General features: G+C 58.8%; 16 protein-coding genes and 1 pseudogene. 9 read left to right on the top strand and 8 right to left on the bottom strand.

Going from position 1 to position 15,281, the window contains the following annotated elements; translation table 11 throughout:
- Nucleotides 1-96 precede the first annotated feature (96 nt).
- Nucleotides 97-681: a DUF2917 domain-containing protein gene (locus VE934_RS04220; protein ID WP_324884650.1), complete on the top strand. Its 585-nt coding sequence runs from the start codon at nucleotides 97-99 to the stop codon at nucleotides 679-681.
- Between the two features lie 17 nt (nucleotides 682-698).
- Here VE934_RS04220 and VE934_RS04215 read toward each other — a convergent pair.
- Nucleotides 699-890: pseudogene (locus VE934_RS04215) on the bottom strand (TfoX/Sxy family protein); the annotation flags it as partial.
- Nucleotides 891-1,007: 117 nt separating this feature from the next.
- Here VE934_RS04215 and VE934_RS04210 point away from each other — a divergent pair.
- Nucleotides 1,008-1,607: a TetR/AcrR family transcriptional regulator gene (locus tag VE934_RS04210; protein WP_324884648.1), complete on the top strand. Its 600-nt coding sequence runs from the start codon at nucleotides 1,008-1,010 to the stop codon at nucleotides 1,605-1,607.
- Between the two features lie 63 nt (nucleotides 1,608-1,670).
- Nucleotides 1,671-2,660 carry an MBL fold metallo-hydrolase gene (locus tag VE934_RS04205; protein ID WP_324884646.1) on the top strand — a complete coding sequence of 330 codons (990 nt, stop codon included), beginning with the start codon at nucleotides 1,671-1,673 and terminating at the stop codon, nucleotides 2,658-2,660.
- Nucleotides 2,661-2,819: 159 nt separating this feature from the next.
- Here VE934_RS04205 and VE934_RS04200 read toward each other — a convergent pair whose 3' ends face one another.
- Entirely contained in the window at nucleotides 2,820-3,224 is a 405-nt protein-coding gene (locus VE934_RS04200) for a BLUF domain-containing protein (protein ID WP_324884644.1), read from the bottom strand.
- An 84-nt stretch (nucleotides 3,225-3,308) separates the two neighbouring features.
- On the opposite strand from VE934_RS04200, the gene VE934_RS04195 reads away from it, so the two are divergent.
- The gene (locus VE934_RS04195) at nucleotides 3,309-4,064 is read left to right on the top strand and encodes a Crp/Fnr family transcriptional regulator (protein WP_414693812.1); all 756 of its coding nucleotides are present in this window, start codon (nucleotides 3,309-3,311) and stop codon (nucleotides 4,062-4,064) included.
- Nucleotides 4,065-4,389: 325 nt separating this feature from the next.
- Here VE934_RS04195 and VE934_RS04190 read toward each other — a convergent pair whose 3' ends face one another.
- Nucleotides 4,390-5,301 carry a DUF6279 family lipoprotein gene (locus tag VE934_RS04190; protein WP_324884640.1) on the bottom strand — a complete coding sequence of 304 codons (912 nt, stop codon included), beginning with the start codon at nucleotides 5,299-5,301 and terminating at the stop codon, nucleotides 4,390-4,392.
- Between VE934_RS04190 and glmU the strand changes: the two genes are divergently transcribed.
- Nucleotides 5,300-6,712 carry a bifunctional UDP-N-acetylglucosamine diphosphorylase/glucosamine-1-phosphate N-acetyltransferase GlmU gene (gene glmU, locus VE934_RS04185; RefSeq protein ID WP_324884638.1) on the top strand — a complete coding sequence of 471 codons (1,413 nt, stop codon included), beginning with the start codon at nucleotides 5,300-5,302 and terminating at the stop codon, nucleotides 6,710-6,712. The genes VE934_RS04190 and glmU overlap by 2 nt on opposite strands.
- Before the next feature lie 151 nt (nucleotides 6,713-6,863).
- Here glmU and VE934_RS04180 read toward each other — a convergent pair whose 3' ends face one another.
- From VE934_RS04180 to VE934_RS04170, 3 genes are read right to left on the bottom strand one after another with little or no spacing between them, the layout of a single operon-like run.
- Nucleotides 6,864-7,166: a putative quinol monooxygenase gene (locus VE934_RS04180; RefSeq protein ID WP_324884636.1), complete on the bottom strand. Its 303-nt coding sequence runs from the start codon at nucleotides 7,164-7,166 to the stop codon at nucleotides 6,864-6,866.
- An 18-nt stretch (nucleotides 7,167-7,184) separates the two neighbouring features.
- Entirely contained in the window at nucleotides 7,185-8,099 is a 915-nt protein-coding gene (locus VE934_RS04175; RefSeq protein ID WP_324884634.1) for a DMT family transporter, read from the bottom strand.
- The gene (locus VE934_RS04170) at nucleotides 8,096-8,713 is read right to left on the bottom strand and encodes a nitroreductase family protein (protein WP_324884632.1); all 618 of its coding nucleotides are present in this window, start codon (nucleotides 8,711-8,713) and stop codon (nucleotides 8,096-8,098) included. Before VE934_RS04170 ends, VE934_RS04175 begins: the two co-directional genes overlap by 4 nt.
- Nucleotides 8,714-8,813: 100 nt before the next feature.
- Between VE934_RS04170 and VE934_RS04165 the strand changes: the two genes are divergently transcribed.
- A complete protein-coding gene (locus tag VE934_RS04165) occupies nucleotides 8,814-9,704 on the top strand; it encodes a LysR family transcriptional regulator (RefSeq protein ID WP_324884630.1) in 891 nt (296 codons plus the stop codon).
- 106 nt (nucleotides 9,705-9,810) lie between these two features.
- Here VE934_RS04165 and VE934_RS04160 read toward each other — a convergent pair whose 3' ends face one another.
- Nucleotides 9,811-10,296 (bottom strand): Lrp/AsnC family transcriptional regulator, encoded by a 486-nt coding sequence (locus tag VE934_RS04160; RefSeq protein WP_324884628.1) that lies wholly within the window; start codon nucleotides 10,294-10,296, stop codon nucleotides 9,811-9,813.
- 142 nt (nucleotides 10,297-10,438) lie between these two features.
- Between VE934_RS04160 and glmS the strand changes: the two genes are divergently transcribed.
- The 3 genes from glmS to VE934_RS04145 all read left to right on the top strand — a co-directional run bounded on the left by glmS (nucleotide 10,439) and on the right by VE934_RS04145 (nucleotide 14,350).
- A complete protein-coding gene (glmS, locus tag VE934_RS04155; protein ID WP_324884626.1) occupies nucleotides 10,439-12,286 on the top strand; it encodes a glutamine--fructose-6-phosphate transaminase (isomerizing) in 1,848 nt (615 codons plus the stop codon).
- Nucleotides 12,287-12,414: 128 nt separating this feature from the next.
- Nucleotides 12,415-13,218 (top strand): alpha/beta hydrolase, encoded by an 804-nt coding sequence (locus VE934_RS04150; protein WP_324884623.1) that lies wholly within the window; start codon nucleotides 12,415-12,417, stop codon nucleotides 13,216-13,218.
- Nucleotides 13,181-14,350, top strand: coding sequence for a HAMP domain-containing sensor histidine kinase (locus tag VE934_RS04145; RefSeq protein WP_324884622.1), 1,170 nt, complete (start codon nucleotides 13,181-13,183; stop codon nucleotides 14,348-14,350). Before VE934_RS04150 ends, VE934_RS04145 begins: the two co-directional genes overlap by 38 nt.
- Here VE934_RS04145 and VE934_RS04140 read toward each other — a convergent pair.
- A complete protein-coding gene (locus VE934_RS04140; RefSeq protein WP_324884620.1) occupies nucleotides 14,328-15,188 on the bottom strand; it encodes a helix-turn-helix transcriptional regulator in 861 nt (286 codons plus the stop codon). The two genes, VE934_RS04145 and VE934_RS04140, sit on opposite strands and share 23 nt — an antisense overlap.
- Nucleotides 15,189-15,281 lie beyond the last annotated feature (93 nt).

Here is a 15,281-nt window from a genome sequence, read left to right as displayed (position 1 = left end):
GTTATGGAATGAATAGCTTAGCGCGATTTCATTGGACTGCCAAGCGCCTTGCGGCAATCATTCACTACCCCAAACGCCTTTCGAACGGAGAAAATCATGACCGCACAACTCAGCCATTCACTGCAACCATTGAGCAGCCCACACGCCGTATCGGGCTGCTGGAAACTTGCCGAGGGCCGGGCGCTGACCCTGCGGCCTGCTGAGGCTGGTGAATTGCGTGTAGCACACGGCATGGTGTGGGTCACCTTCGACCAAGGGCCGTTTGACGACAGTGCGCGCGGCGGCGATCACTTTTTCGGCGTCGGAGAAAGCATCAGGCTGTTGCCGGGGCAGGCGCTGGTGGTGGAGGCCTGGGGCGGTGGAAAGGACTCTATTGCTTATTTCAGCTGGGACCCGCTGCCTGCTGCCGCAGCGCTGCAGGTTGCAAGGGCACCCCGACGCGTGTTTGCCGCCAGCGGCGTGGTTCAGCCGCTGCGTGATTTGCGGTTGGCTTTCGGCATGGCCGCCGGGGCGTCTGCCCGCTTGGCTGCTGGTCTCGCTGGCGTGCTTGCTGATGCGGTGCTGGCGGTTTTGCCGCGTCCCTTGACAGGTTTAGTGGGCGGCACGGCACGCACCGATTTGGCTGAGCGCGCTTTCAGGGCGCAGTCCAGCGACAGCCGGGCCCAGTGCGCCATCAGTTGAGGTGACTCCATCGCGTCTTCGGGTGCGCTGTAGTAATTCATCCGGGATGTTCTGCCCTTGGCCTCATACACAAAGGGCTCGCAACCCGCCGCTTCATACAGGTGGCGGGTTTCTTCATTGGCCTTGAGCCACAATTTTTCTCCCTTGCCCAAGTCTGCCAGCAGTGCAATGGTCAGACCCCCGGTGCTGATACCGGCGCCGCCAAACATGCGTCGCGCGATACAGGGCCCCACACTTCCCAGCAGCTCGCAGCAATAGTTGGTAAAAGAAGGATCAGCGGCCATGCGCCGACTGTAGCCCGCCGCAGTAGTGCCGCACAATAGCGCATGGCCCGCCCCAAGTCCGCAACCCACGAGCTTCAGCGCGAAGCCATTCTTGACGTGGCCGCGCAGTGTTTTGCGCAGCGCAGCTACATGGCTGCCAGCATGAACGACATTGCTGCAGCCTGCGGCACTTCCAAGGCCCGGCTTTATCACTACTACGGCAGCAAGGAAGCGATTCTGTTTGACCTGCTGGACCGCTACACGCAGGGTTTGCTGGCAACCATAGGCCAGACCGAGGCAACAGCACAACGCCAGAACCTGGACGACCGCGGCGCCTTGCACGAGTTGATTCGCAACTTCTTGAGCGAATACGAAAGCTCGGCCACGCGCCATAGCGCCTTGCTTGGCGACACCAAATTTCTGGGCGATGGGCAGCGGGAGCTGATCCTGAACCGGCAGCGGGATGTGGTGTCGGCCATGACGCGCTTTCTCAAAAGGGCCTACCCGCAGCGCATCTCAGCGGCCAACCAGACCGCAGTGACCATGATGCTGTTTGGCATGATCAACTGGACCTTCACCTGGATGCGTCCGGAAGGGCCCATGAGTTACCGCGCGTTTTCCGAAGAGGTCATCGCCATGCTGGAGCGGGGGCTGGCCGCCTAGGCGCTAGTTTTACTATTCGTAATAAGTTACGTATAGTAAAATTCTGGCACTCCCGGAGACCGCATGTCCAAAGCTTTTGCTTCCCAGTCTGACCTTGCAGACAAAAAAATCACCTTCGAGCAGCTCAGCGCGCACTGCTGGGCCTACACGGCTGAAGGGGACCCGAATTCAGGCGTGGTGATTGGCGACCAATTCATCATGGTGAGCGACGCCACGGCGACGCCGGCCATGGCGCAGGACCTGATTGCCCGCATTCGCACAGTCAGTAGCAAACCCATCAAATATGTATTGCTCACGCATTACCACGCGGTGCGGGTGCTGGGCGCCAGTGCCTACCTTGCCGAAGGCGCTACGGAGGTGATTGCCAGTCAAGGCACGTACGAGCTGATCGTCGAGCGTGGCGCGCAGGACATGCAAAGTGAAATGGAGCGCTTTCCCCGCCTGTTTCGGAATGCTGAAAGCGTCCCCGGCCTGACTTGGCCCACCATGGTGATTTCGGGCGGCAATCCAGTGGATGGGGAAGTGCCGGGCAAGCTGGAGCTTAATCTGGGCGGCGTCAAGGTTCAGATCTGGCACCCCGGTCCCGGTCATACGCGGGGCGACACCATTGCCTGGGTGGCTGAGGAAAAAGTGCTCTTTTCAGGGGACCTGGTGGAGTACGAGGCCGGTGTCTACACAGGTGATGCCCAGCTTGAAGAGTGGCCAGCCACACTGGAAGCCCTGCGCGCGCTCGGCGCCGAGGCCATTGTGCCTGGCCGGGGCGAGGCGATGAAGGGCGCGGCGGATGTGAACAAGGCCATTGATTACACCAAGCGCTGGGTGGAAACGCTGTACCGCTGCGGCAAGGAAGCTGCTGCCGCGAAGATGGACCTTAAAGGCGCGATGTTGCACACCCGCAAAAGCATGGACCCCATTTTTGGCCAGGTGTTTATCTATGAACACTGCCTGCCTTTCGATGTGAGCCGCGCGTATGACGAGGCGAGCGGTATTAAAAATCCGCGCATCTGGACGGCGGAGCGTGACAAGGAAATGTGGGCAGCGCTGCAAGCCTGACCCGTGTTATTGGGCAGCGCGGATTTCACCTCACCATTTTTCGCTTCGATCCCCGCAAGCGGGGCCCCTCGCAGGTCGAAAAATGGCTCGCCACGCATCTGGACGGCTGAGCGTGACAAGGAAATCTGGGCAGCGCTGCAAGCCTGAGCTTCGCCAGTTTCAGGGGTCCAGATCGATAGACGGCAGCATTGCCAGGAACTGCGCCAGGGCTTCCTCGGGGCCAGACTGTTTCAGGCGGGACAGACCGTCGTCATCCTCGACGGCGCAAAAGCCCAGGTTAAAGCGCCTGAAGCGGCGGTCGGCCAGAGGCCCGTGGTGCAGGACCTCCATGTCTGTATGGCGCGAGTCCTGGCGGATTCGCTGCACCAAGCCCAGCACTTCATGCCGCGGCCCTTCAATGTGATGGCAAAAGCGCATGCCGTCAAAGGCCAGCAAACCCGTGATGCCCGCCGCTTCGTTGGCCGGACGTGACTGGGCCGCGATTTGCGCAACGACCTTCACGTTGGACTCGGGCGCGAGCGTGCTGAGATACAAAACCTCGTGTAGTTGTGGGTGTTCAAACATGGGTGGCAAATAATGTAGCGAGCCCGCCACATCGTTGCAATGTCAAAAGACACACATCTTCAGTACTAGAATTCCGCCGTGATCATTACCCCCCTGTCCCCCTCCAGCCCCTGTCCACAACACTGCGCAGATTGCCGGCTGCGACGGCTGGAGGCCTTCAAGCCGGTCACGGAGCAGGAGCTTGCTTTTATTCAGGGATTTCGCAGCGGTGCGGCATTTGCGCCTGCGGGCAGTTCCATCATCTCGGAGCAAAACCCCAACGGCAAGTTGTTCACTTTGTATTCGGGTTGGGCCTTTCGCTATAAGACATTGAGCGATGGACGCAGGCAAATTCTCAACTTTCTTTTGCCCGGGGACTTTATCGGCCTGCAGCAGGAGTTTGCGGATGGGGCCACTCACGGGGTGGAGGCGGTGACTGACGCAACCCTGTGCGTGTTTCCTCAGGATGGGTTGTGGGACCTGTTTCGCCAGTTTCCCAGCTTGGGCTATGACGTCACCTGGCTGTCTGCGCGGGAAGAGGGGATGGTGGATGAAAACATCCTCAGCACCGGGCGGCGCAACGCAGCCGAACGTGTCGCCATGCTACTCATTCACCTCTACCGTCGTGTTGAGAGGTTGGGGCTGGCGACAGACGGGTCCATCGAATTTCCGATCAACCAGCAACACATTGCGGATGCACTTGGTTTGTCGTTGGTGCATACCAACAAAACCATCAAACGCTTGTACAGCCTGGGCCTGCACGAGTTGAAGGATGGCAGGCTGCACCTGATCAATCCAAAAGCCCTGCACCGCATTGCGGACTATTACGAGCGCCCCATGAGGGCCGTGCCGCTTCTCTAACGGCGGCTCTTAAATTCGCTTGTAGGCTTCTTCCCACGTTGCCTTTCTTTGAAGACTGACAATTTTTTTGCTGCCTGCTTTTAAGCTGAAGTTGATGCGTTGTTTGACGCAATGAATCTCATGTTTAAAGAGCAGTCATGAACAGCAAAATTCTCTTCAAGCCAGGACAGCTGCAACAGCAGCCCAAACGACCGGTTAACCGCGAACAGCAGCAGAGTAGCGGCTTCGGGGAGCTTCAGCCCCGACAGATGAATTCACCGGCTTTGCCAGCGGCGGCTACGCCTCGGCCATCTTTTCTTGACCGGATCCGCGGCGTTTCGTCCGGTCAGGGTCGTTGAGCCGCCAGGGCTGCAAAATCCTTCGCGTATGTTTGCAGGGTCTGGACCGCGGCAGTGCGCTGCGCGGGTGTCGTGCTGTTGTGCAACTCGGCCAGCGTTTTGCAATTGTCGCGAGTCAGGCGCTCCTGGTAGCTGCGATAAGCAGCGTCTGGAGAATTGATTGACCTTGCAAAATACTGCTTCACCGCCGCTGCGGCTTGTTCAGTTGTGGACTGGCCTGCAATGACAGGCGTCAAAGTCTGCAAGGCGTCTTGCTGCCTGCGCTGGTGCTCACCCAGGGACAAGCCTGCATTGAAAGGCGATTGCGCGATGCGGGCGCGAAGCACACCCAGCTGCTTGTCTTCCAGCGGCCCGTACAGCATCTCAGCCCGGCTGACGGCTTTCTTGACGCGTTTGTCCAGCAGGTCTTGCGGCGTGCCATCCATGAAGTCGTTCCGATACTCCTTGTTGAGCTTGGTAAATTTGCGCTTCACATGATCCAGCTGATCCGGCACCAAGGTGCCCACCAAAGAAATAGCCGCCGATTCGCTCCGCTCCGAAATGGCGAGCAGCTTCGTCCGCGCATCGGTGTACATGCGGCACACCTGGGCTTCGTCCAGGTCCCCCGGCATGAGAGCCTGCCATTTTTGCAAGGTTTCTGCATACACCGGCAACTGGGTCTTGCGGTGCCACTGATGCACCTTGGCCAGTTCCTCCCTCGCTCGGGGCGATTGGGCTTCGTCAAAGTCAAAATAGCTGTCGAGTTGCCAGTACGCAAGCTCATGGGCCTGGTTGTACGCAATTTTCATGATGCCGCAAGACTGCAACACGCTGAGCAGCGTCAGCAGACCGATAATCCGCCCAAGCCGTCCCAAACGCGCTGCACCAGGTACCTTTTCAAAACACACAGGAAATCTCATGGCAACTCCGGTTGATGTCGTCATCATGGCAGCGGGCAAGGGCACCCGTATGAAGAGCAAGCTGCCCAAAGTGTTGCACCGATTGGGCGGCCGTGCTTTGCTTCAGCATGTAGTTGACTGCGTCGTGCAGTTGTTGCCGCGCCAGGCTGTGGTGGTTACCGGCCATGGTGCCGACAGAGTGGAGGCTGGCATTGCGCCCCAGGCCGGAGACGGCGCGCCCGCTTTGGCTGCACTTCATTTTGTGCGGCAGGAACCGCAGCTTGGGACCGGGCACGCTGTTCAGCAGGCGGTGCCGTGCCTGACGAACGACGGTGTCACTCTGATTCTCAATGGCGACGTCCCCTTGATAGAGGCCGAAACCTTGCGCGGTCTTCTGGCCGATTGCGCTGGAAAACGCCTGGCCTTGCTGACGGTGAACATGCCAGATCCGACAGGCTACGGCCGCATTGTGCGGGACGGTGATGCGGTGCAAAGAATCGTCGAGCACAAGGATGCGTCTGCCGACGAGCGCAAGATTGCCGAAATTTATACCGGTGTGATGGCTGTACCCAATGCGCTTCTCAAAAACTGGTTGTCGCGCCTGACCAATGACAACAGCCAGGGCGAGTACTACCTTACCGATATCGTCAAGCTCGCGGTGCTGGACGGCGCGGAAGTGGTGGCCACCCGCATCAGCGACAGGGTGCAGGTGGACGGCGTGAATAGCCCGGTTCAACTCGCCGAGCTGGAGCGCGCTTATCAGCTGCGGCTTGCCGCGCGTCTGATGGAGCAGGGCGTGCGCATCAGTGACCCGGCGCGTTTTGATGTGCGCGGCAGCTTGAGCTGCGGGCAGGATGTTGAAATTGACGTTAACTGCGTGTTTGAAGGGTCTGTGACGCTGGGCGACGATGTGCGCATAGGTGCCAACTGCGTGATTGCCAACTCCACCATCGCTACCGGCGCCGTGATTCACCCCTTTACCCATATCGACGGTGAAAAACTGGGCGTTCAGGTCGGCGAAGGTGCGCTGGTCGGGCCCTTCGCTCGTTTGCGCCCGGGCGCGCAGCTTGGGCCAGAAGTGCACATCGGCAATTTTGTCGAGGTGAAAAACTCCACGCTGGCCCGGGGCGCCAAAGCCAATCACCTGGCCTATCTGGGCGATGCCACGGTTGGCGAGCGAGTCAATTACGGCGCTGGCAGCATCACCGCCAACTACGACGGCGCCAACAAACACCGCACGGTGATTGAGGCCGACGCGCACATTGGCAGCAACTGCGTGCTGGTGGCGCCTGTCACCATCGGCGCTGGCGGCACGGTGGGTGGCGGCTCCACCATTACCAAAAACACCCCACCTGAATCACTCAGTGTCGCGCGGGGCAAGCAGGTGACCCTGGCTGGTTGGACACGACCAGTGAAACCGCCCAAAGGCTGAGCGGCAAAAATCAATGCATTAGGGGCTTTAGTCCCATATGGGTAGAGCGCGGCAAGCTATTGAATTAATAGCAACAACTGGCTTTCCCCATCACGCCATTGGTTCGCCAATTGAAACGTCCTCGGCCTTGTCACTCAGCCGAGGGTCCAGGCTACCCCTTCGACCACACAGGTGTGAGGCTTGTGACCTCTGGAGGACCAGCTAGCAACGGCTCAACTTCCTTCAGATAGTCTGCGTAGCTGCTTGTCTGCAAGAAGTTGCGTGACGCATCTACGCTGGCATATTGCTGAAACGCATAAATCGTATCGGGATCGGCGTTGTCAAAACAATAGAAGTAGGCGGTGTGACCCTCGTGCGACGAAACCGCAGCAGCCATGTGTTTCTCCCAGATGCTTCGAACCTCGTCCCGCTTCCCGGGCTGCGTTTTGTGTTTGATGATGAGTGCGAGTGACATTAAATCTCCTTAAGGTATTCATCTTGCAGGGTGATCGGTGAATGTGGGTTTTCCCGTCGTTTCTGCTGTTACAGGGCGTGTCACGGGGCGAGCGGCTTTTTGGGCAAGCCAAATGCTGACCATGACGAGACTGCCCCCGCAGATCTGCAGTGGCGTCATGGTTTGGCCCAGGCCAAGCCAGCCCAGCAGTACTGCTGCGACGGGGCTGAGCAAAAGCAGGGAGGAGACCGAGCTTGAGTCCAGGCGGGCTATGCCCCGCAGCCACAGAACATAGGTCAGCGCCATACCGACAAGGCCGAGCCAGCCCAGCGCCAGCAGATGGGTAACCGTCGGCATCGGGAGCACGGGCTGGTAGTAGAGTGCGACTGGCACGAGGAGAAGACCTCCTGCAGTCAGTTGCCATGCAGAGAACGTGATCGCCGAGACTGGTGGCTGCCACTTGCGGCTCAGAACGGTCCCGCAAGCCATGGCGCCCGCCCCAGCGAGTCCGGCAGCCAGGCCGACGGGATCCAGCGCCGCGCTGGGCGCCAGCACCAGCAGCGCGACACCGGCAGCGCCTACCAGGGCGGAGACGATGGAAAGAAGCCGGATGGGCGCGCCGAGAACGACGTAGGCCAGGAACACGACAAACAGTGGCTGAACGGATCCGACCGTGGCAGCTACACCACCCGGGAGGCGATAAGCCGCGACGAACAACATGCTCAAAAAAAATGAGAAGTTCAGCGCACCCAGGATGAAAACGCGCAGCCACCAGACGCCTGTTGGCAGTTGCCTGACAAATGCAAGCAGCAGCAAGCCGGCGGGCAGCGCACGAAGCATCGCCACCGTGATCGGGCTGAAGCCGGCGAGGTATTCCGTCGTGACGATGTAGGTGCTGCCCCAGATGGCTGGCGCGACAGCCGTCAGGCAAATGTCGGAGGTCCGCGGCTTCACGAGACCTCCAGCACCTCCGCCAGGGGGCGGCGGGGCTTCTGGGGCCAGTTGCCCGGCGCAGCCCGACCCACGGCGAGAAGCATCACGGGAATCTCCCGGGGCCCGAGGCCGAATTCGCGAGTGACGCCGTCGGCATCGAATCCGACCATGGGACCGGAAACAAGTCCCAATGCCTGCGCGGCATGGATCAGGGTGGCAGCACCCAAACTGGCTGAGCGCACGGCTTCGTCGCGTGCTGTCTGGGGGTGGGCATATTGAGCCAGCGCGCCTTCTTGCCAGCTGGACGCCATCTGCGGCGACATGTAACCGGAGGTTATGAATGGCGTCAACCTCGCGACGACGCTTTCGGCATCGGGCAATGTGCCGCAGATGATGAAGGTCACCGCAGCTTCCGAGACTTTTGCCTGTCCGTACGCGAGTTGACGAAGCTTGGCCTTGGCCTCCGAGCTGCGGAGGGCAAGGAAGCGCCAGTTCTGAAGGTTGTAGGCGGTCGGTGCGCGTGTCGCCAGGCGCACCAGGGCTTCGATGTCCGCTACGTCGATGGTGTGGCTTGCGTCGAATGCGTTGGCGGAGACGCGCTGTTCGATCAGCGCAATGGATGGGTGAATGGTCATATGTTTTGGGTGGTGAATGGTCTGGAGAAGTCTAAGCAATTCACTAATACGACACAATATGCCAATGCAAGAAGACACTATTCATCAATAGAGAAGAATCATGGATCGTTACATTGCTTTTCAGGTGTTCCGTCAGGTGGCAGAGCTCAATGGCTTTGCCCAAGCCGCAAGGCGACTGGGCCTGTCCCCCGCCGCAGTCAGCAAGAACATCGCCGATCTGGAGGCGCATGTTGGTGCCCGCCTGATCCACCGGACCACCCGCCGCATGTCGTTGACCGAAGAGGGCAAGACCTACCTCGAGCACGTTTCGCGAGGCCTGGACGCACTGGCCGACGCTGATCGGGCCTTGTGCCCCGTCAAACTTGCTCCTAGCGGGACGCTGCGCGTCAGCGCGCCCATGACGGTCACGCTGACCATGCTCTCCCAAGCCATTCCCCGTTTTTTGTCGGCCTACCCAGAGCTGACGCTGGATCTCCATCTGGATGACAGACGGGTGGACCTGGTCCGGGAGGGTTTCGACATGGCCATTCGCGGCAGTGACAGTCTGGAAGACTCCAGCATGGTCGCAAGGCGGCTCGTCACCATGAAACACGTCCTGTGCGCGGCACCGTCGTACTTCGAGACCCATGGCTGGCCCCAGTCGCCTGCCGATCTGGCTTCGCACAATTGCGTGCGCTTCACGTTATCCGGCCATGCGGATGCGTGGGAGTTCAGCAAGCAGGGGCGCACCGAGCGGTTTGAAGTGAGTGCCCGTTACTCCGTGACGTCCAGCCTTGCGGTGCGCGATGCGCTTCGGGCGGGTTTCGGGCTCAGCTTGATGCCCTACCCTTTTGTGGAGGACGATCTTCGCGAAGGCCGACTCGTTGCCGTACTGGAGGACTGGAGCACTGTGGAAACAACGCTCTACGCCATCTATCCGTCCCGGCAACATCTCGCCCCCAAGATCCGTGCTTTCCTGGAGTTTCTGATGGAGGAGTTGCGCGGGCCATAGTGCATCGCATGGAATTTAAGCTCTCGCGCGTACAAAATTGGGAGCGCCGTCGGCCGCTGGTTCTGATTCGACAAGAATCAAATTCAGGAGCAGCTCACGCCCGTGTTTATTGGGTCAGCAGCACTTTTGGTTCAAATTTGGACCGCTTGATGCTGAAAAAAGCCTTCACGTTGCGTACATTTGCATCGCCGGTAAAGAGCCGCTGCGCCAGCGCCAGGTAGCGCGGCATGTCTGCGACATGCACCACCAGCACGAAGTCGGGGCCTGGCGATACGCGGTAACACTGCTGCACGGCATCATCCTGCACTACCCGGGATTCAAACGCATCCAGCTGATCAGCGCCTTGGTGGTCAAGGCTCACTTCGACCAGGGCGGTCAGCCCTTGGCCCATCGCGGTAGCGAGTTTCTCGGTATTGAGGATTGCAATCTCGCGTTCAATCAGGCCGGTGTCACGCAGTCTTTTGACGCGGCGCAGGCAAGTGGGCGGCGAAATATGCACCTGCTCGGCCAGGGCTTGATTGGTCTGCGAGGCGTTGTCCTGCAAAGTTTCAAGCAATTGGATGTCAATGGCATCCAGCGGAATTTCATTCATTAATTTCATTTAATATTAGCAAATGGAATTTAATTCCAAATTTTGAGATTCAAGAAATAATATTCCAAAAAGACGGCCATTTCAAGGATAAATAAAATACAGAGTACGTAGCATCGCCTTATTCTTTTTTTCAGGAGTTGCTATGTGCGGCATCGTTGCGTCAGTTTCCACGCGAAATATCGTCCCCGTTCTGGTCCAGGGTTTGCAGCGGCTTGAATACCGCGGTTATGACTCTTGCGGCGTGGCGGTTTACTCCGACGGCCTCAAGCGGGCGCGCAGCACCGCCCGGGTGGCGGAACTGATGGAGCAGGTCAAAACGGACCATATTGAAAGCGGTACCGGCATCGCCCACACGCGCTGGGCCACCCATGGCGCACCAGCCGTGCACAACGCCCACCCCCACTTCAGCCACGGCACAGGCGAGTCTGGCAGCAAGCCGGGCAAAGTGGCGCTGGTCCACAACGGCATCATTGAAAACCATGAAGAGCTGCGCGCTGCGCTGCAGGCCAAGGGTTATGTTTTTACAAGCCAGACCGACACCGAAGTGATCGTCCACCTGATGGACAGTCTGTATGACGGCGATTTGTTTGAAGCACTCAAGGCCACCACTGCCCAGCTTCACGGCGCCTATGCGATTGCAGCTTTCTGCAAGGACGAGCCACAGCGGGTGGTTGGTGCACGCGCCGGTTCCCCGCTGATTCTGGGTGTGGGCAAGGAGGGCGGCGAAGTTTTCCTGGCCAGCGATGCCATGGCCCTGGCAGGCGTGACCGACCAGATCCTGTACCTTGAAGAAGGTGACCTGGTCGACATGCAGCTTGGCAAATACTGGGTTATTGACCGCGATCACAAAAAAGTGGAGCGCGAGGTCAAAACCGTTCATGCACACAGCGGAGCGGCAGAGCTGGGCCCGTATCGGCACTACATGCAAAAAGAAATTTTTGAGCAGCCGCGCGCTATTGCCGACACGCTGGAAGGCGTGGAGGGCATCATCCCCGAGCTGTTTGGAGACGACGCCTACCGAACCTTCAAGGAAATCGACTCGGTACTCATTCTTGCGTGCGGCACCAGCTACTACAGTGGCTGCACCGCCAAGTACTGGCTCGAAAGCCTTGCCGGCATTCCGACGCAGGTTGAAGTGGCCAGCGAGTACCGCTATCGCACCTCGGTCCCCAATCCCAAAACGTTGATCGTCACGATCACGCAAAGCGGTGAAACCGCTGACACCCTGGCTGCCCTGCGCCATGCGCAATCGCTGGGTATGAACCACACACTCACCATCTGCAACGTATCTACTTCTGCCATGGTGCGAGAGTGCAAACTTGCCTACATTACGCGGGCGGGTGTCGAGATTGGCGTTGCGTCCACCAAAGCGTTCACCACGCAGCTGGCCGGTCTCTTTTTGCTGACACTGGCACTAGCGCAAAGCAAAGGCCGACTGAGTGAAGAAGAAGAAGCGGCGCACCTCAAAGCCATGCGCCACTTGCCCGCCGCTCTGGGGGGTGTACTCGCACTCGAGCCGCAAATCATCAGCTGGTCAGAAGATTTTGCAAAAATGGAAAACGCGCTTTTCCTGGGCCGCGGCATGCATTACCCCATCGCCATGGAAGGCGCGCTGAAGCTCAAGGAAATCAGCTACATCCACGCCGAGGCCTATCCCGCCGGCGAGCTCAAGCATGGCCCGCTGGCGCTGGTCACCAGCGCGATGCCGGTAGTCACCGTGGCGCCCAACGACAGTTTGCTGGAAAAACTCAAGAGCAACCTGCAGGAAGTACGCGCGCGTGGCGGTGTGCTTTATGTTTTGGCCGACGCGGATACGAAAATTGAAAACGCGGAAGGCATTCATGTCATCCGCATGCCTGAGCACTACGGCGCCCTCAGCCCGCTGCTGCATGTGGTGCCCCTGCAGTTGCTGGCGTATCACACCGCCCTGGCGCGTGGCACGGATGTGGACAAGCCGCGTAACCTCGCAAAAAGTGTGACTGTGGAGTAACTTGGCTTGGCTAAAAGCCGCCCCTAAAAGAAAATCTGTAAGCGGGGCTGCAAAGTCCCGCTTGCAAAAACCCACACGGGACGATTGATCAATGTCCTTCGGTGCGAAGGGTTCATGGAGGAGATGGGATGACGGTACTTCAACGCAACAACGTCAAGGTTTCGGGCACAGGGCCGGCGACCATGTTCTTTGCGCACGGTTTTGGTTGCGACCAGAACATGTGGCGCTTGCTCCAGCCCAGCTATGCCCAGCGTTATCGGACGGTTGCGTTTGACCTGGTCGGGAGTGGCAGCTCTGATCTGTCCGCCTACGACCCGACAAAATACGGCTCGCTTCAAGGGTATGCGGACGACATTCTTGAGATTGTTGAAGAGTTTGGTGAGGGCCCCGCCATCTTTGTTGGTCACTCCGTCAGTTCAATGATCGGCGTGCTCGCCGACCTGAAAGCCTCGGGAAAATTTTCGGCTCAGATCATGGTGGGACCGTCCCCGTGCTACCTGAATGACGGCGATTACCGCGGCGGGTTCGAGCGAGCCGACATCGAATCGCTTTTGGGTACGCTGGAAAGCAACTATCTGGGTTGGGCGAGCAGCATGGCACCGGCCATCATGGGCGCGCCCGGTCAACCTGAACTCGGACAGGAATTGACAAACAGTTTTTGCCGCACCGATCCTGAGGTGGCCAAGCAATTTGCCAAGGTGACATTTCTATCTGACCACCGCGCCGATCTGCCAAAGCTGAAAACGCCCACGCTGATCCTGCAATGCAGCGAAGACATCATTGCGCCCGTCACGGTTGGCGAGTACATGCACAGCACGCTTCCCGACAGCGAACTGGCGATTATTGAGAACGTCGGACATTGCCCGCACTTAAGTTCTCCCGGATCCAGTACGGATGCAATCGACAGGTTTTTATCCAGGCGCGGGTTTTAACCAAGTGATCTCTGGTGATGGATGCTCGCCAGAGGTAGCTCGCGCGCTGGACGACGCGCCTTGTGGACTCGCGCGAACCTCGCAGGACGGGGTGTTCCTTCGGGTCAACTCTGCCTTTTGCGCGTGGGTGGGTTATTCCGCGGAAGAGCTCGTCGGCAAGCGCAAAGTCCAGGACTTGCTGACCATGGGCGGGAAAATTTTTCATCAGACGCATTGGGCGCCATTGCTGCAAATGCAGGGCTCCATTTCTGAAGTGAGGCTGGAAATCATCCGCAAGGATGGCGGCACCATACCGATGATCCTGAACGCTGTTCGTTCAGAAAAGCACGGGGTGATTGTTCATGACCTCGCAGCCTTCGTGTCCCGTGACAGGGACAAATTTGAACAGGAGCTTGTGGCGGCACGCAGAAAGCTGGAAGTCATTGTGGCGGAAGCTACGCAAATGCGGGAAGAAACAAAAGACCGCGCGCTCTTTGCAGAGCAATTGGTCGGAATTGCAAGCCACGATCTTCGCAACCCTCTTTCAACGATTTCCATGGGGGCTGCCGTTCTGGCGCGCGGTGAACTTTCTGCATCGCAGATTGGGGTGCTGGGGCGGGTGACCCGTGCCGTAGAGCGGGCCAATCGTCTTATCACCGACCTGCTGGACTTTACCCAGGCGCGACTTGGGCAAGGTCTCAAAGTCTCTCGTAAACCCATTGATCTTCACCGGGCAGTTGCAGAGGCAGTCGAGGAACTGTCTCTTGCCTTTCCGACCCGCGAGCTGCGCCATATCAAAGAGGGGCCTGGTGCCTGTAATGCTGATGCCGATCGCCTCTCGCAAATGGTTGGCAATCTGGTTTCCAACGCGATGTCATACGGAAACCCCGCGCACCCTGTGACGGTGACATCGAAACCAGCAAACGGTAAATTTTCAGTTTCCGTGCATAACTTTGGAAAACCCATACCGGTTGAAGCGCGCGCTACGCTATTTCAAGCCATGGTGCGTGGCGAAGCGGCTACCAGTTCAGCGCGCAGTGTTGGACTTGGGCTCTATATCGTGAGCGAGATAGCAAAGGCCCATGGTGGTGGTGTTGAGGTGTCTTCCGATGAGACGAGCGGCACTGAGTTTACGGTGACGATTCCTGGCTAGTCTGGTCGATCAGGCCAATGCTTGCTTGCGAAGATCCAGGCTTCACTAAATGAAGCTTTTCACAAATTTCGCGTGTGGCCTGGTCAAGCGGGAAATAACTTTCAATCCGCAGTTCTTCCAGTGTCACCAACCTTGGCGCGGCGAAAGTGGTGACCGTTGTCATGAACCGCACGGCCAGTTCACCACGGCGCAGGCAAATGCTGAGGGTGCTGCCGAGCTCGGCGCTGAAATCGGGACGACGCCATTCGTCCTTGACGTCGGGGTACTGCATCACCCGGTCCAGCAATGCTGGCAGGCGCGCGTCACCCGGGTTTTGCAGGGCTTCACGGTGCAGCCGTGCGAGCATGTGATGCGCCACTTGAGGCCAATCAACCACGAACGGCTTGGCTTGGGCAGGGTCGAAGACCAGGGCGAACATGTTCGGGGTCTGATCGGGTCGAGGTGGGTTCGCCATGAAAAGTTGGAAGATCCGCCCCGCGGCAACGTTGCGCCTGAAAATGCAGTAGTCGGACGACAACACCGTCATCGGATAGGGCTCCTGCTGGGCGAGCATTCGATCGATGGCCCACTCAATTTCTGGGGAAATTTCCTGCAACTCGGGTTCGGGAAAGCGCGGCGCGTACCCGGCCACGGTTAATGCCTCGTTTTGGTCACGCAATGAAAGGCCAAGCACAGACACCAGCCGCAGCACCATCTCTTCGCTGGGCATGGCCCTGCCGGATTCCAGGAAGCTAATGTGCCGCGCCGACACGCCCGACTCTAGTGCGAGGTCGAGTTGCGACTGTCCATGGCGGTTGCGCCAGTATTTCAGCAGGGCGGGGAAGAGTCTGGCCGACATGGCGCGACTCTAGCAGTTGATTAGGCGGACGCAATGACCTCTCCAGGTAATTGCCCGCGCGCCGAGGCTTACATAGGATCAGCTCCACCGTGC

Origin of the sequence: Polaromonas sp. (assembly GCF_035638815.1) — a bacterium.
Taxonomy (GTDB): Bacteria; Pseudomonadota; Gammaproteobacteria; order Burkholderiales; family Burkholderiaceae_C; genus Polaromonas.
The sequence above is the reverse complement of the archived record's forward strand: the minus strand, read 5'-3'. Positions and strand labels throughout refer to the sequence as shown.

What these genes read in the sequence shown, in the direction of transcription:
- VE934_RS04140 (WP_324884620.1), bottom strand. Translation starts at nt 15,188, where the DNA reads ATGTCGGCCAGACTCTTCCCCGCCCTGCTGAAATACTGGCGCAACCGC.
- VE934_RS04190 (WP_324884640.1), bottom strand. Translation starts at nt 5,301, where the DNA reads ATGAGATTTCCTGTGTGTTTTGAAAAGGTACCTGGTGCAGCGCGTTTG.
- glmU (WP_324884638.1), top strand. Translation starts at nt 5,300, where the DNA reads ATGGCAACTCCGGTTGATGTCGTCATCATGGCAGCGGGCAAGGGCACC.
- VE934_RS04165 (WP_324884630.1), top strand. Translation starts at nt 8,814, where the DNA reads ATGGATCGTTACATTGCTTTTCAGGTGTTCCGTCAGGTGGCAGAGCTC.
- glmS (WP_324884626.1), top strand. Translation starts at nt 10,439, where the DNA reads ATGTGCGGCATCGTTGCGTCAGTTTCCACGCGAAATATCGTCCCCGTT.
- VE934_RS04150 (WP_324884623.1), top strand. Translation starts at nt 12,415, where the DNA reads ATGACGGTACTTCAACGCAACAACGTCAAGGTTTCGGGCACAGGGCCG.
- VE934_RS04160 (WP_324884628.1), bottom strand. Translation starts at nt 10,296, where the DNA reads ATGAATGAAATTCCGCTGGATGCCATTGACATCCAATTGCTTGAAACT.
- VE934_RS04220 (WP_324884650.1), top strand. Translation starts at nt 97, where the DNA reads ATGACCGCACAACTCAGCCATTCACTGCAACCATTGAGCAGCCCACAC.
- VE934_RS04210 (WP_324884648.1), top strand. Translation starts at nt 1,008, where the DNA reads ATGGCCCGCCCCAAGTCCGCAACCCACGAGCTTCAGCGCGAAGCCATT.
- VE934_RS04200 (WP_324884644.1), bottom strand. Translation starts at nt 3,224, where the DNA reads ATGTTTGAACACCCACAACTACACGAGGTTTTGTATCTCAGCACGCTC.
- VE934_RS04180 (WP_324884636.1), bottom strand. Translation starts at nt 7,166, where the DNA reads ATGTCACTCGCACTCATCATCAAACACAAAACGCAGCCCGGGAAGCGG.
- VE934_RS04205 (WP_324884646.1), top strand. Translation starts at nt 1,671, where the DNA reads ATGTCCAAAGCTTTTGCTTCCCAGTCTGACCTTGCAGACAAAAAAATC.
- VE934_RS04145 (WP_324884622.1), top strand. Translation starts at nt 13,181, where the DNA reads ATGCAATCGACAGGTTTTTATCCAGGCGCGGGTTTTAACCAAGTGATC.
- VE934_RS04170 (WP_324884632.1), bottom strand. Translation starts at nt 8,713, where the DNA reads ATGACCATTCACCCATCCATTGCGCTGATCGAACAGCGCGTCTCCGCC.